The 14,823-nt window shown below is 43.1% G+C and carries 12 protein-coding genes; 8 read left to right on the top strand and 4 right to left on the bottom strand.

Annotated elements, in window-relative coordinates:
- The first annotated feature begins 6 nt into the window (after positions 1 to 6).
- The gene (locus AMBT_RS10480; protein WP_013784597.1) at positions 7 to 1,329 is read left to right on the top strand and encodes a mechanosensitive ion channel family protein; all 1,323 of its coding nucleotides are present in this window, start codon (positions 7 to 9) and stop codon (positions 1,327 to 1,329) included.
- Between the two features lie 125 nt (positions 1,330 to 1,454).
- On the opposite strand, the gene AMBT_RS10475 is transcribed toward AMBT_RS10480, so the two are convergent.
- Entirely contained in the window at positions 1,455 to 2,615 is a 1,161-nt protein-coding gene (locus AMBT_RS10475; protein WP_158306770.1) for a DUF3080 family protein, read from the bottom strand.
- Positions 2,616 to 2,634: 19 nt separating this feature from the next.
- A complete protein-coding gene (locus AMBT_RS22190) occupies positions 2,635 to 3,510 on the bottom strand; it encodes an SDR family oxidoreductase (protein WP_083820191.1) in 876 nt (291 codons plus the stop codon).
- Positions 3,511 to 4,102: 592 nt separating this feature from the next.
- Between AMBT_RS22190 and thrS the strand changes: the two genes are divergently transcribed.
- The 4 genes from thrS (at position 4,103) to rplT (ending at position 7,351) form a co-directional block, all read left to right on the top strand.
- On the top strand, positions 4,103 to 6,019 hold the full coding sequence (gene thrS / locus AMBT_RS10465; RefSeq protein ID WP_013784594.1) for a threonine--tRNA ligase: 1,917 nt from the start codon (positions 4,103 to 4,105) through the stop codon (positions 6,017 to 6,019).
- Positions 6,020 to 6,117: 98 nt separating this feature from the next.
- Positions 6,118 to 6,666, top strand: coding sequence for a translation initiation factor IF-3 (gene infC, locus AMBT_RS10460; RefSeq protein WP_126873690.1), 549 nt, complete (start codon positions 6,118 to 6,120; stop codon positions 6,664 to 6,666).
- Between the two features lie 113 nt (positions 6,667 to 6,779).
- Positions 6,780 to 6,977, top strand: a complete 198-nt coding sequence (gene rpmI, locus AMBT_RS10455; protein WP_012518091.1) for a 50S ribosomal protein L35 — start codon at positions 6,780 to 6,782, stop codon at positions 6,975 to 6,977.
- 17 nt (positions 6,978 to 6,994) lie between these two features.
- On the top strand, positions 6,995 to 7,351 hold the full coding sequence (gene rplT, locus AMBT_RS10450; protein ID WP_013784592.1) for a 50S ribosomal protein L20: 357 nt from the start codon (positions 6,995 to 6,997) through the stop codon (positions 7,349 to 7,351).
- 100 nt (positions 7,352 to 7,451) lie between these two features.
- Here the strand turns inward: rplT and AMBT_RS10445 are convergent, their stop codons facing one another.
- Together AMBT_RS10445 and AMBT_RS10440 are read right to left on the bottom strand one after the other, a co-directional pair.
- Positions 7,452 to 8,420 (bottom strand): hypothetical protein, encoded by a 969-nt coding sequence (locus AMBT_RS10445; protein WP_013784591.1) that lies wholly within the window; start codon positions 8,418 to 8,420, stop codon positions 7,452 to 7,454.
- A 226-nt stretch (positions 8,421 to 8,646) separates the two neighbouring features.
- Positions 8,647 to 10,101 carry an undecaprenyl-phosphate glucose phosphotransferase gene (locus tag AMBT_RS10440; RefSeq protein WP_013784590.1) on the bottom strand — a complete coding sequence of 485 codons (1,455 nt, stop codon included), beginning with the start codon at positions 10,099 to 10,101 and terminating at the stop codon, positions 8,647 to 8,649.
- Positions 10,102 to 10,823: 722 nt separating this feature from the next.
- Between AMBT_RS10440 and AMBT_RS10435 the strand changes: the two genes are divergently transcribed.
- The 3 genes from AMBT_RS10435 to AMBT_RS10425 are packed head-to-tail and all read left to right on the top strand — an operon-like array spanning position 10,824 to position 14,817.
- Positions 10,824 to 12,026 (top strand): outer membrane beta-barrel protein, encoded by a 1,203-nt coding sequence (locus AMBT_RS10435; RefSeq protein WP_013784589.1) that lies wholly within the window; start codon positions 10,824 to 10,826, stop codon positions 12,024 to 12,026.
- Positions 12,027 to 12,070: 44 nt separating this feature from the next.
- On the top strand, positions 12,071 to 12,571 hold the full coding sequence (locus AMBT_RS10430; protein WP_041452928.1) for a polysaccharide biosynthesis/export family protein: 501 nt from the start codon (positions 12,071 to 12,073) through the stop codon (positions 12,569 to 12,571).
- Between the two features lie 29 nt (positions 12,572 to 12,600).
- The gene (locus tag AMBT_RS10425; protein WP_013784587.1) at positions 12,601 to 14,817 is read left to right on the top strand and encodes a GumC family protein; all 2,217 of its coding nucleotides are present in this window, start codon (positions 12,601 to 12,603) and stop codon (positions 14,815 to 14,817) included.
- The last annotated feature ends 6 nt before the right edge of the window (positions 14,818 to 14,823 follow it).

Below are 14,823 nucleotides of genomic sequence, written 5' to 3'. Positions count from 1 at the left end.
GCGAAGGTGGGCATCATCAATTCTTTAACGGCTTTTTTTAACCTAGTCGATTTCTCTCTAACAAAGCTCGACGTAACAAATTTCATTCTAACAAACATATTGCCCTTAGCTTTATTGGCAGCAGATACAGTTGCGCCTTCCTCTGGGGTAGAAAACTTTACCGAAGCCCAGTCGGTGCTATTAGATTTATGGCATGGCTTTTTGTATCGCTTACCCGGCCTTGGTGTAGGCTTGTTAATTATGGCGCTGTTTATTATTGCAGCGGGCCCGCTATCCCGGTTGCTGCTCAAGCCGTTTTCTTTCTCTTCGTTAACGCCCTTAATTAAGTCGGTAGCGCAACGTTCTATTAGCTTGGTTATTATATTGCTTGGGGTGTATTTATTCCTGTTTATGGCAGGTTTAACGGGCTTTGCGGTGGCGGTTATAAGCGGAACTGGCGTAGTAGGGTTAATTCTTGGTTTTGCCTTTCGTGATATTGCCGAAAACTTTATTTCTAGTTTATTGCTTACCATTCAAAGACCATTTCGAATAGGCGATATTGTTGAGATAAACGAGTTTACGGGCATTATTCAAAAGGTAACGTCGCGTGCCACTACCATGGTCGATTTCGACGGCAATCATATTCAAATACCTAACGCGACAATTTACAAAGGGGTGATTAAAAACCTAACCGCCAACCCACTCATGCGCGGACATTTTGTATTGGGTGTAGGGTACGATGCCGACATTCGCAATGCACAGAATTTGGCAGTCGAGATAATATCCAGCCATGCAAAGGTGCTTAAAGATCCGGAACCCCAAGTGTTAATAGATAATTTGGGGGCATCCACTTACAACTTAAAAGTGTATTTTTGGGTGAATGTTGAAGACACCAGCGTGCTTAAAATGTCGTCGCTGCTTATGCGCCAAATTGTAGGGCGTTTCACTGAAGAAAATATTAGTATGCCAGATGATGCCCGCGAACGTGTTTTCCCCAATGGGTTAGCCATAGTGTCTAATCAATCGGTTAGTAAAGAAGATACAATCAATGAAGCCAGCGGTTTCACGTCGCTAAATAAACCCTTTTGTGAAAGTAAAAATACCGAATTAGCAGGCAGCAAAAAGCCAGCCTTAGAAATAACAGGTAAACCTGTAGAGAATAATGCGTCTTCATCGAGTCTTGCCGCATCTAAATCGCAGACCAATACATCGGATAATAGTGCTAATTCAGCGCTTGAAAATGAAAATGAAAATGAAAATGAAAACGAAGACGTTAGCAGTGAGGCCGAAGATATTAGAGAGCAAGCGAAGAAAGCCCGCGACCCTGAAAGCGGTGAAAATATTCTTTAGCTTACTTAAGATACCGTCAGTACAAGGGTGTTGAACGTTCATAACGTTTAGCCGCATTGGCTAAGCTATGCACATTAAATAATGCCAGGTTAATCTGTACCACGCTACACATGTGATAAGTAAAGCTAGGGCGCGGTGGGTGATAAATTGCAGCGACCTAGAAAGTCTTGCCATAAGGAAACATGGGCTTTCATTGTGGCACTGTATTGTACAAAATTATCAATAGCGTGGGTGCGTATGTGCGCTTTAAAGGGGGCGCTTAACGCGGCGTTTTCTGCCCATTGTTTCCATAAAGGTTGTAGCTGGTAGTGGTAACTATTTAGCGTGCTCGCAATGGGTTGAATTTCTTCTATAAAGTACAAGTAAAACACATTTCGTAAAATAGTGGCTTTGTCGCTGTCTATTCCGTTTTCACACTTCACGTTGTTAAGCGCAGGTGCTAATACTTGGTTCAGTAACGCTAAACGGTTATTCAATACAGCTTGCGTTTGCCATAGCTTTGCGGGAAGCCGAGAAGACGCAATAATTTGTAATTGTTGTTCAAGCTCACCATTGTTGTTAGCGCTAGCTACTACGTTAGTATCCACAACATTTTTTTGCTTCAACGTTTCTGCTAAACCATTAATGAAGTTAAGCGCATTAACCGTTGCCTTGGCATCTTTATTTTCACTTGCCTGTAATGGTGCCCCCGCCATGCTTAACCCTAGTTTCATCTCAGTACTGGTTTGCACTACATTTGCCCACACGCTTTGATATTGAGCTTGCTTTTGTTTGCGCCATTCCGCCACGGTAGTAGCAATGGGGTTATCAGCGGCCTGTAACCTAGCTTCGCAATTTGCCAATACGTTCAATAGGCGATGCTCGTACTGTAAACGCTGTGAAGGTAACTGTGTTTTACCCAACGCCGTGTTTCTTTCAGCCACTATTCGGCCAAGTTCGCAATCTTGTATGGCGTAGAACTCTCGTATATTAATATTCAACGGGGTCACGTTGTTGCCAAGCTCAGCAAGTGTTGGGTAGGTGTGAGAAGGCAGGGCGATATTGCTTGTCGCCAATGTGCTGTTTGTCGAAGCCTCTTGTGACAAAGCCTCGTATGTTAAAGGCTTATCCAGCACCCTAGACAAACGGGTGGTGTACTCATCCATGGTGTCATCAATGCTAGGCGCACCAAAGCACCCTTGTAATAAGCTAACCGCCATCACAACGCTAACTAGCCGCACGGTTTTTCCAACTATCACGTTTGCAGCGCAACGGTTCGCGTCATAAAGGCACTTGCTATCAATCATGCTTTTTACATTAACGTACTTATGCCGACGCATTCGTGTGTAGGCTTCGGCCACCATCCACATAAATAATTTGCCCCGTAATATAATTAGCTGAAATTAAGAATGTTGCGGCGTTTGCTATATCTTCAGGCGAGCCAAGCCCGCCCAATGGAATGCTATCGAGTAATCGTTGCTTTTGGTCGTGCTCCAATTCTCTTTCAGGCCATAATATAGCGCCTGGTGCAATACCATTTACCCGCACCTCGGGTGCCATTTCAACCGCCAGTGAACGAGTAATAGACGCCAACGCCGTTTTAGCAAGGCCGTACACCGTATGGTGCGGTAGTGGCCGGTCTATGTGCATATCAACCATATTGATAATACAGCCGTTGCTTGCTTTTAAAGTAGGCCATAACGCTTGCGACAAAAACAAAGGGCCTTGTACGTTACTGCCCACTAATGCTTGCCAGTCGTTGGCAAAAATGTCGCCAAGGGGAGTTGGGTAAAAGCTAGATGCGTTATTAATCAATACATCAATGCGGGCCTTGGCTTTCACATTTGAGTCGGCTTTCACGTTTAAATCAGCCTCCACACTTGAATCAGCCTTCAGGTTCGAGTCGGCATGCACTGTGTTACTGCCCAACGAAAAAGCGTCTGGTGCAGTGGCTTGTTCAGCTAGGCGGGTAATATCCTCTAACTTACACAAGTCGGCCTGTAAGCAAATAGCACTATTAGGCCGTTCGGCATTTAATGAATTCACCAATGCGTTAGCGTCTTCTGCTGAATGGCCGTAATGTATAATTACACGATAACCTGCACTATGAAGGGTTTTTGCCATGGTGGCACCAATGCGTTTCGCTGCACCGGTTATTAGCGCAACCGGCGAATTTTCTTCAAGCGCTAATTCGGTAGCCATGTCTGAATTCGCGGCTTCATCTATAGTGTTTTTGGCAATTTTTGGTTCGTTAGGCATTGGCAGGCACTACTCCATTGTTCGGTTTTTTATTCAGCGTAACTTTTTATTCAGTATAACTTTTTGCTCGGTGTTACTTTTGGCCTAGCTTGTTTGCAAAAGCCCGTTTGAAAAAGCTCGTTTGCAAAAGCCGGTTCGCATAAGCGTGCTTACATAAGTTTGAATACACAAGTTTGACAGCATTTCCAACAATTTAAAGATAAGAATAAGTAAGCTTTGCAGCCGCGGGTGGAATATTTCACGTGTTGTTTATACCCCATACGCACAAAATATCGCCCGCAAGGCACCGAAAATACGCCTGCCCATTGCATGTGTGTTTACAGCCGTTATAATCGCCCATCGATAATTGTTTATACCGCCAACCCAAGTATGCGTGTTGGCAAAGAGTAAACGGTTATAAGGCTTATATGGTTTATATAGCACTTTCAGCTTATGTAATGAATATAACAACTACGCGTAAACACCAAAATGAGTGTTTTTATAATTAAAGATGCAAGTGGCGCAGAGTAGGCGTCACCACTGTAAAGGATATATCATGCCAGTAATTACCCTTCCTGATGGAAGCCAGCGCGCTTTCGACCAATCAGTTTCTGTATTAGATGTTGCCAACGATATCGGCCCAGGTTTAGCGAAAGCGACCATTGCGGGTAAAGTGAATGGCGAATTGGTAGACGCAGTTGACCTTATTGAGTCAGACGCTCAACTACAAATCATTACCGCTAAAGACGAAGCAGGCTTAGAAATTCTTCGTCACAGCTGCGCGCATTTGTTAGGCCATGCTATTAAGCAACTTTGGCCAAATACCAAAATGGCGATTGGTCCTACTATCGACAACGGTTTTTACTACGATGTTGATATGGAAGAGAGCCTAACTCAGGAAGATATCCAAAAGCTTGAAAAGCGTATGCTTCAACTAGCTAAAACTAACTATAACGTGGTTAAAAACAAAGTTAGCTGGCAAGAAGCCCGCGATGCATTCGAAGCTCGCGGCGAAACTTATAAAATGGAAATTCTAGACGAGAACATCAGTCATGATGATCGCCCAGGGTTATACCATCATGAAGAATACGTAGACATGTGCCGTGGCCCTCACGTGCCTAACATGAAATTCTGCCAAAACTTCAAGCTTATGAAAGTGGCAGGCGCATATTGGCGTGGCGACAGCGACAATAAAATGTTGCAACGTATTTACGGCACCGCGTGGGCTGACAAAAAGCAACTTAAAGCATACTTGCAGCGCCTAGAAGAAGCTGAAAAGCGCGACCACCGTAAAATTGGTAAAGCGTTGAACTTGTTCCATTGGCAAGAAGAAGCACCGGGCATGGTGTTTTGGCACAACGATGGTTGGTCTATTTACACCGAGCTTGAAAAGTTCGTGCGTGAAAAGTTACGCGACTACACTTACGACGAAGTAAAAGGCCCATTAATGATGGACCGTTCGTTGTGGGAAAAATCGGGTCACTGGGAAAAGTACGCCGAAAACATGTTCACTACCGAATCAGAAAAGCGTGAATATGCTATTAAGCCAATGAACTGCCCAGGCCACGTTCAAATATTTAACCAAGGCTTGAAGTCTTACCGTGACCTTCCGTTGCGTATGGCTGAGTTTGGTTGCTGTCACCGTAACGAACCTTCTGGTGCGCTACACGGTTTAATGCGCGTTCGTGGGTTTACTCAAGACGACGCTCATATTTTTTGTACCGAAGAACAGATCCTAGAAGAAGTAAGTGGCTGTATAAAGATGGTGTATGAGACTTATGCAGCATTTGGTTTTGACAAAGTAGCGGTTAAACTATCTACTCGCCCTGAAAAGCGCGTAGGCAGTGACGAAATTTGGGATAAATCGGAAGCAGCATTAGCCGAAGCACTTAAAGCTAACGATATTGAATTTGAATATCAGCCAGGTGAAGGTGCGTTTTATGGCCCTAAAATTGAATTCACATTGCACGATTGCCTAAATAGGGCATGGCAGTGTGGAACGGTTCAGCTAGATTTCTCTATGCCGGGTCGTTTAGGTTCAACTTACGTAGCTGAAGACGGCGAACGTAAAGTGCCTGTTATGATCCACAGAGCTATTTTAGGTTCATTAGAAAGATTTATCGGTATTCTTACCGAAGAGTTCGCTGGCTTTTTCCCGCTGTGGTTAGCCCCTCAGCAGGTGGTAATTCTAAATATTACCGATAGCCAAGGCGAATATGCACAGGAATGTGTAAAAAAACTGCAAAAAAGTGGATTTAGAGCAAAGTCGGACTTGAGAAATGAGAAGATTGGCTTTAAAATCCGCGAGCACACTCTCAAGCGTGTTCCGTATATGCTAGTAGTAGGTGATAAAGAGATGGAAGCTGGCGAAGTAGCAGTACGCTCTCGCAGTGGCGACGACCTAGGCAAAATGAGCCTGGAATCTTTTATTGCCATGGCAAATCAGGAAGTGGCAGAAAAGACCATTAAGTAGTTTGAGGGTTTTCGTGTATACTACACGACGGTGTTTGCTTATCAGTACTGAATTAAAGACAGATGATGAGCAAACAGAAGAATTAAATGTTTGGAGGAATGCACATTAAAGGCGCTAATAACAAGGCTCAGGGCGACAAAGCCCGCATAAACGATGAAATTAAAGCCAAAGAAGTTCGCTTAATTGGCAAAGACGGTGAACAAGCCGGCATTGTGACGTTAGCAGAAGCGACGAAACTTGCTGAGGAAGCCAGTCTTGATCTAGTAGAAATCAGTCCGAATGCTGAGCCGCCAGTCTGTAAAGTTATGGACTATGGCAAATTCCTCTTTGAAAAAAGTAAAGCTCAAAAAGAGCAGAAGAAAAAACAGAAGCAAATTCAGGTCAAGGAGATTAAGTTCCGCCCTGGCACTGATGAAGGCGATTACCAGGTAAAACTGCGCAACCTGCGTCGCTTTCTTGAAGGTGGTGATAAAGCCAAAGTTACGATCCGTTTCCGCGGACGTGAAATGGCGCACCAAGAGATCGGTATTGAACTTCTTAACCGTGTTAAAGCGGATTTGGAAGAGATTGCTGTGTGCGAGTCTTTCCCACGTCGTGTGGAAGGCCGCCAAATGATCATGGTGCTAGCCCCAACTAAGAAGTCGTAGTGGTCTAAAAGTTTTTGAGGTACTGCAATCTCAAAACACCCTGCGGCTAAACATTAACCGACAACCGGTAACTGCATACCCAGCGTCGATACTAACAATGCGGAGTTTTAGCAATGCCTAAAATGAAAACTGTAAGCGGTGCCGCCAAACGTTTTAAGAAAACGGGTTCTGGCCGCTTTAAAAGCAAACAGTCTCACTTACGTCACATTTTGACTAAGAAGAGCTCTAAGCGTAAACGTCACCTTCGTGGCAAGAAACTGGTTCATGATTCTGATACCAAATTGGTTCAGCGCATGTTGCCGTACGTATAGACTTAGGAGACTGATTAATGGCTAGAGTAAAACGCGGTACGGTAGCACGTGCACGTCACAAAAAAGTCCTCAAGCAGGCAAAAGGTTATTACGGTGCTCGTTCACGTGTTTATCGCGTAGCGGTACAAGCCGTAACTAAAGCTGGTCAATATGCTTACCGTGACCGTCGTCAGCGCAAGCGTCAATTCCGTCAATTGTGGATTGCACGTATTAATGCTGCTGCACGTCAAAATGGTATGTCATACAGCCGTTTCATTAACGGTTTGAAAAAAGCGTCTGTTGAAATCGATCGTAAGATCCTTGCCGACATCGCTGTACATGACAAAGCGGCTTTCAGCGCACTAGTCGATGCGGCTAAAGGCGCATTAGCTTAATTATTAACTAATTAAGTTTAAGTTCTTTCGGAAAAAGGCGAGCAGGATGCTCGCCTTTTTTCGTTTCTGGCGTTTAAGAAACGCTACCTAAGATTTTAACTTAGTAGGGTACGGTTAAATTTATCCCTTCGCTCATATAAATATCGTCGTAAGCCAAACCCCCATTGCCATAAGGTTGCTTAAGTGGCCCGGTATTACAGTTAGCCAAAAAGTAAATAAGCGGTAATTCCCGCTTCATTCTAAAATTGGCATTTTCGTAAACTAGCGATTGGCTTGAAAATTCGCCGCCTTTTACATAAACGCTATAAACTTGCCCGCCATTTTCAGTGGTGGCGTTATTAACCACATACCAAATGCTATACCATTCACCTTCTTGCAAAGGCTTAGCATCTTTGTTGCTGTCAGTGTTTTTTACATTGGCATATTGGCGGTACTTGTCCTCGCTGTCTATTTTAACCATCAGACTACCATTGTTTTTAAAACCGTTAGATTCGGCCTTGTCGGTAATTCGTAGGGTAGGCTCAAACGCGTTATAACCATGTTTAATTATGTCGGCAGGGTGCAAGTTGCTTATCCCAAAAGCATGGTTATTAGGAAAGCGCTCAACGCGAATTCTGGTATAAAAAGTGTAAGTTTCACCTACAGGTACGGGCTTGGGTAACGCTTTAAACGAAAGGGCTTTTCTATTGCCTACCACACCATCTGGTGCGGGCTTTTTAATTAGGTAGCCATTGTTAACACCTAATTCTGAAGTAGACACAAGCGCAGGCACAGACGACGACATAGTAGTGGGCACAGTATCTGTTGCACCTTTAATTGAATTTGAAGCTGATACTGAATCTACCGCTGAAGCTGAACCTGAAGTTAAATCGAAGAAAGACCGAATTTCAGTAATTTGGGCATTCTCTAAAAAGGGGATAGTGTTATTTTGCGTGTCTGCTAATTGCCAACCGGTTAGCGTTTTAGTATTACAAGTATCAATTACCAACCAAGGCGATGGCTTTTGTGTGGGTAATAAGTAACAAGCAGTGAGTAAAAATGACGTACTAACCAGTAATAGGTACTTCATTACGTGCCTTAAATGTAATAGGTGTTGCTTATTTATACACGCAAGGCACTGAAAACTTCAATGTAAAATAACCACTCAAGCGGCCTGAGTGTTGCGGCTGATCTTTGCAATTAACGTTAAACGCGGGCCCAACACTGTAAAAACAAAAAAGCCTCAACACAGGGTGTAGAGGCTTTGTGTATCAAAATTTTACAATTCTGAACTGACTAAATGAGAACCGATAGGGTTAGTAGGCGTTCTTATTCGCCAACCCACCAAATACTGTCATAAATACAATTTTAATATCGAACCAAACAGACCAACGGTGAATATAATCTAAATCGTACTCTACACGTTGTACCATTTTGTTCACTGTCTCTGTTTCGCCACGTAGGCCGTTTACCTGCGCCCAGCCAGTAATGCCTGGCTTAACCTTGTGGCGTAGCATATAACCGGTAATAAGCTTACGGTATTCTTCGTTGTGCGCTACCGCATGAGGGCGGGGGCCCACAATAGACATTCTGCCCTGCAGAACGTTAATAAATTGCGGAAGCTCATCAATAGAAGAGCGTCGCAAAAAGCCACCAATTTTGGTTAGGCGCGCATCATTCTTGGTGGCTTGTTTAACCACAGCACCGTTGTCTTGCGTAGTCATAGACCGGAACTTATAAACCGTAATTTGTTTTCCATCTAAGCCGTAACGCTTTTGTTTGAAAATTACGGGGCCTTTAGAAGTCAGTTTAACCGCCGCCGCTATGCCTAACATAGGGATGGCTAACATCATTAATATTAAGATGCTTAACACAATGTCTTCAAAGCGTTTTAAAACGTCGCTAGCACCCTGAAACGGGGTGTCGTACACACTTAACGCTTGTACCGACCCAATCGATTGCCAGCGGGCATTAAGCAAGTTATACATAAAGAAGTTAGGGATAATATAAACATTAGCCGTTGTGTCGCTGCACTTTTCAAGAATGTGACGAATACGGTTCTCTGCACTCATTGGCAGGGCAATGTAGATGTAATCCACTTCATTGCGTTTAGCCATTTCAATGGCCGATTCAATATTACCTAGTACTTGATTTTTAAACTCATGAGGTAAGCGGTCTTCGCCTCTATCATCAAACAACCCTAAGAAACGAATACCCAAATGTTCATTTGAAACGATTTGATTAGCCATGTTGTAACCCAACTGGGTTGCACCAATAACAATCGATTTTCTAGAGTTTAACCCGCTGCGGCGAAGTCGAAAAAGAAATTTTCGCATTACGAAGCGCCAAGCCAGTACAACAACAAATGAAGATGCGGCCCACAGTAAAACGCCGGGAGGCGTAATTTTTAAATCGCCAAAGAAAAAGAAACCAAAAGCAGTCGTAGCTAACATGCTCAGTGCCCACGCAATCGCAGCTGCACGAAGCATTTCATTCGTTCTATGACCACGCCAAGAACGATAAAGCTCTACGCATTCACCAGAAAATTGGAAACTTATAACGTAAACAAACAGGAATAGAAGGCTACCAGCCGTTACAGGGCTGTCGTAATAAAATGCTGAAGCGTAATAAAGTAAGGTGACAAGGCATAAATCGATAAGCCTATAAATGGTTGAAAAGCCACTTTGGTTCCTAACTATTAGCCCGCCCGAAGCATTGGGTTCAACCTCGTGAGATTTGAGGACTTGGTTAGGTGCTACTTTATTATCCATGTGTGTATCTCTTTAAAATAAAAAGTCACGCCGACTTCAATTGTCAATAAAGCAAAAGACCACTGCGTTAATTATTAGCTTTAACTTATAGCCAGATAAAGCAAAAAATGTACCGAAAAAGTGAAAAAAAGAAAAATGACATCTGCTGCAAAAACATATGCTAACGAAAGGGTGTAAAAAAGAAAAACTTGCCACCCGCTGAAAAGCATCAATGCCTGTACTGCTAAAGTATAGTATAAGCAGGTTGTAATTTTATTACAAAACTATTGAAAGCAATTACCCAACTGATATTGTAAGATAACATATAACCATTATACTGCGTGCCAAAGCTTTTAAACTTACAGCCATAAAATTAACACTACGTCTTGTATTGAATCATGTATTGAATCGTGTTTTGGATCATGCAGTAAAGCGTTGTTTTTGCTTAACCAGCAAGCCTGTAAGTTAGACACATTGCTGCAATAATTTATCGTTAAGCTAACGGGAATAATTGAATGTGTTGTTGATAAAACGCTAATAAAGCAAAGTGTTTTCACGCGCACTACGCCCTGTATGGCACAGTATTAGCATGCCATCCGGTCAATAGCTGAAAAATTATAAATATCACACTCAAAGCGGTTAAATAAATATATTGGTGTTGCTTTTGTGAGCATTAAAGCTGATGTTGCACTGTTTTACCCCAAAGTTTAACTGCATAAGACAAAAAAATTTTAGGAGCGAGTATGTTTAAAAGGACAACAAGCCTTGTTGCACTGTCGGTAATTAGCGCCATATCGAACGCACAAGAGGCTGGCCGTATTGAAGCAGGCCAATTCGACATTATCCCCACTTTCAATACATCCATGAGCTATGTTGATAACGTTGCTTATGCTCGCGATGATGACCCTAAAATTTACAGCTGGCGCGCCACGTTTTCGCCAGAAATTATTGCCGCCACAGAAATTGATGGTAACCCTGTTCAATTTGGCTATCGCCTAGCGCGCGGTGTGTATTTTTCAAGCAGCGCCGACGATTACACCGATCACTTTTTTGAAGCTTCCGGTGAATACGAACTAAATAGCCATCATCGCTTAAGCGGCACCGCGCAATATGAAGATGGGCACGAAGACCGTGGTACGGGGTTCTCACTAGGTGCCGGCGACGACATTACTTCGCCTGATACCTTTAAAAGTATGTATGCTGGTGCTGAATACAGTTACGGCGCGTTAACCTCAAACGGCATGTTAACGCTCAAGGCAAATCGCGAAACGTTAGATTATGACCGAGAAGAACAAGCTTACCTGCTTCGTGATCGTGCCAAGAATAAAATAGGTGCTGAGTTTGCTTATAAAATTGCACCTTCAACAGCATTAGTGATTGATGTAACCAACACATACACTCGCTACGACCGCCAGTTGTCAGAAGCATCTAGTCTAGACAGTGACACGCTGCGTGTTTTAGGCGGTATAACGTGGGAAAGCACTGCTGCAACTACAGGCTTTGCTAAAGTAGGTTACACAGAAAAAGATTTTGAATCTGCAACCCGTAGTACTTTCTATGGGGTGGATTGGGAAGCGGGTGTTGAATGGCAGCCTGTTTCTTATTCAACGTTTCGTTTTTCTACTAGTGCCGATACACGTGAAACCAACGGTGAAGGTAACTTCATTCGTGGTCGCGATTATACAGCATCGTGGGACCATGAATGGCTTCAGCGTTTAAGCACATCTACTAGTATCAGCAAACTTACTGATGAATATGTACTAGACGACGAAGGCATTGCTAACCGTGAAGACGATTTAATGCGTTATACCGCTGCAGTAAACTATCAAGCACGTCGTTATTTAAGCTTCTCGTTATATTACACATTAAATGACAGAGACAGTAACCGAGATGCCATTGGTTATGACAGAAGTATAATTGGTTTATCTGCCGAGGTTAGCCTGTGAAGCAAAGTGTAAACAGTATTTTCGCCTTCCTTTTTGTTGTAGTGATGTCGTTCAATGCTCTAGCACAGGAAGGTAATTTGAGCATGAGTCGCTACCAATTGGGCTCCGGTGACAGAATTAGTATAAATGTATTTGGTCAGAGCGACTTGTCGATGGAAGTACGTTTGCCCGATGTTGGCACTATCAATTACCCGTTTATGGGTGAAGTTAAATTAGTAGGGTTAACACTAGGCGAAGTAGAGCAGCTTATTTATGAGGGCTTAAAAGGGGATTACTTAGTAAACCCGTCGGTATCGGTGACTATTATTGACTACCGCCCCTTCTTTATAGACGGTGAAGTAAAACGCCCAGGTGGTTACCCTTACCAGCCTGGTTTGTCGGTTAACAAAGCCGCTGCGTTAGCTGGCGGTTATACCGAACGAGCAGCAAGAGACAAAATAACTATAGTTCGAGAAAAAGATGGCACATCACGCAGCTTTACCGTTAGGGTAAGTGACATGATTCAGCCCGGTGACATAATCACCGTAAATCAACGCTTTTTCTAATTAACAGAATTTCAGGATATAAAAACAACATGGCAGTAATTAATAGGGATGATGTTAATCACGGTGTGTTAGATAGCGAAACTATCGATATTGCACACTACCTTGGAATTCTGAAACGCTACGCTTTTCGCATTGTTTCGTTAGCCATCGCTTTTACTATATTGGTGGCTTTGCTGGTAATGCGGATGACGCCACTTTATACGTCGTCTACCACTATATTGGTCGATTCTGAAAATGCCAATGTGGTATCTATAGAAGAAGTGTATGGCTTAGACACTAAGCGTAAAGACTACATGCAAACCCAATACGAAATACTACGGTCGCGCCAAATTGCCGAGCGCACCGTAGAGGGAATGAATTTACACTTAAACGATAAGTTTATGCCGCCAGCTGAAGGCCCAAGTGCTATCGACTCGCTAATAGACAGTGCAAAAGACATGCTGCCATTTCTACCGCAAGAAGAAGTGGTAGAGCGTACCGAAGCGCAAATTATTGCAGCAAAAAAACGTTCCGCAGTATTCAGATTAATGCGTGCCGTAGAAGTTAGCATGGTAGATAATACCCAGGTAATGAAGATTTCCGTTACTACCGAATCTGCTTCTTTGTCGGCTCAAATTGCCGATACCATTGCCGATGTTTACATCGAGAATTACCTTCAAGCTAAACTAGATATGACAGCAAAGGCCACGTCGTTTCTTACAGAAAGCTTAGAAGGCTTGAAAGATAAGCTCGATATTGCTGAAAAGAACCTATCGCAGTTTTATGAACGTAATCAAGTGGTAAATATAGATGGCGTAGTAGGCCTTGCTGCCGACGAACTAGAGCGTTTAAGCACGCAATTGCTTGATGCACAAACCGCATTAAAGTTAAACGCGGTAATATATCGTCAAACGCGTAACAACGTGACCCTTGAAGACATCGCACGGTTACCTGAAGTTCTGAATCACCCTACCATTCAAGGTGTACGCCGCGACGAAGCGAAAGCTATGACCCGCGTGTCTGAACTTAGCAAAGTATACGGGCCTAAACACCCTAAAATGATTGCGGCAAATGCGGAGCTGTCTTCCATTCGCGAAACGTTAACTACCCAAACTCGCGATCTTATTTCTAGTATTACTACTCAATACCAAGTTTCAGAGCAACGCGTTGCGCAATTGAAACAAGAAGTAGAAGTGGCAAAAGCTGAATTCCGTGGATTATCTGCGTTAGACAATCAACGCAAAGCCCTTCAGCGCGATGTTGATATTAACCAGCAGTTGTACAATTCATTCTTTACCCGTTTAAAAGAAACTGACGAACTAGGTGGTTTTGAATCGGCAAACGCCAGAATTTTGGACAGCGCTGTAGTGCCATCGGTACCTTCTGAACCGAATAAAAAATTGCTAATTGGGGCGGCTTTTGTATTTAGTATTGGGTTTGGTGTGTTCTTGGCCATTACCATGGAAACCCTTAATAGCGGTATTCGTTCGGTAGAAGATGTAGAGCGTAAGTTAGGCCAGCGTATGTTGGGTTTAATTCCTTGGCTTGCCCATAAAAAGAAAACCAATTTACCTATTCGCACTTATTTCGACGGTAAAAAGCATCAGTTTGCAGAGTCGGTTAGAACCTTACGTACTAGTTTGTCGTTATTGAATTTAGATAAAGACAATCAGGCTATTATGGTTACCTCTAGTGTGCCTAAAGAAGGTAAAACTACTGTGTCTATTAACCTAGCGTTCGCGTTAGGTCAGTTAGATAAAACCATTCTTATAGATGCGGATTTACGCCGCCCAAGCATTGGTAGGCAGTTTAATATTCCTAATTACCAGCCAGGTGTTGCTAACCTTATTCTTAAAACTCACAGTTTCGATGAATGTTTGGTGCGTGACGAACAAGCGAATATCGATATTCTTTCGGCAGGTACAATACCGTCTAACCCACAAGAGCTTCTTGCGGATAAAGGGTTCGATGCGTTAATTAAAGAATTAAAAACCCAATACAAATATGTGGTGGTAGATACCGCGCCTACTCAAGCGGTAAGTGATTCAATGGTAATTGCTAACTCGTGCGACTCTATTATTTACGTAGTACGCGCCGACAGTACCAGCGAAAAAGTGATTAATACAGGGTTGTCTCGTTTCTTACAAGTGGGACATCGCCTTGATGGCGTAGTGCTAAATCAAGTAGACTTACGAAAGTCTGATGTAGCACAGAGGTACGGCGGGTTTTATGATCAGTATGATTATACTAGTCATAAGGACAGCTAATAATTA

It is taken from the genome of Alteromonas naphthalenivorans (assembly GCF_000213655.1).
GTDB lineage: Bacteria > Pseudomonadota > Gammaproteobacteria > Enterobacterales > Alteromonadaceae > Alteromonas > Alteromonas naphthalenivorans.
Note: the sequence above shows the minus strand (reverse complement) of the source record. Positions and strands in the feature narration are given on the sequence as shown.

Coding starts and splice junctions, on each gene's coding strand:
- AMBT_RS10475 (WP_158306770.1), bottom strand. CDS start 2,615: ATGATTGATAGCAAGTGCCTTTATGACGCGAACCGTTGCGCTGCAAAC.
- AMBT_RS22190 (WP_083820191.1), bottom strand. CDS start 3,510: ATGGCTACCGAATTAGCGCTTGAAGAAAATTCGCCGGTTGCGCTAATA.
- thrS (WP_013784594.1), top strand. CDS start 4,103: ATGCCAGTAATTACCCTTCCTGATGGAAGCCAGCGCGCTTTCGACCAA.
- infC (WP_126873690.1), top strand. CDS start 6,118: ATGCACATTAAAGGCGCTAATAACAAGGCTCAGGGCGACAAAGCCCGC.
- rpmI (WP_012518091.1), top strand. CDS start 6,780: ATGCCTAAAATGAAAACTGTAAGCGGTGCCGCCAAACGTTTTAAGAAA.
- rplT (WP_013784592.1), top strand. CDS start 6,995: ATGGCTAGAGTAAAACGCGGTACGGTAGCACGTGCACGTCACAAAAAA.
- AMBT_RS10445 (WP_013784591.1), bottom strand. CDS start 8,420: ATGAAGTACCTATTACTGGTTAGTACGTCATTTTTACTCACTGCTTGT.
- AMBT_RS10440 (WP_013784590.1), bottom strand. CDS start 10,101: ATGGATAATAAAGTAGCACCTAACCAAGTCCTCAAATCTCACGAGGTT.
- AMBT_RS10435 (WP_013784589.1), top strand. CDS start 10,824: ATGTTTAAAAGGACAACAAGCCTTGTTGCACTGTCGGTAATTAGCGCC.
- AMBT_RS10430 (WP_041452928.1), top strand. CDS start 12,071: ATGTCGTTCAATGCTCTAGCACAGGAAGGTAATTTGAGCATGAGTCGC.
- AMBT_RS10425 (WP_013784587.1), top strand. CDS start 12,601: ATGGCAGTAATTAATAGGGATGATGTTAATCACGGTGTGTTAGATAGC.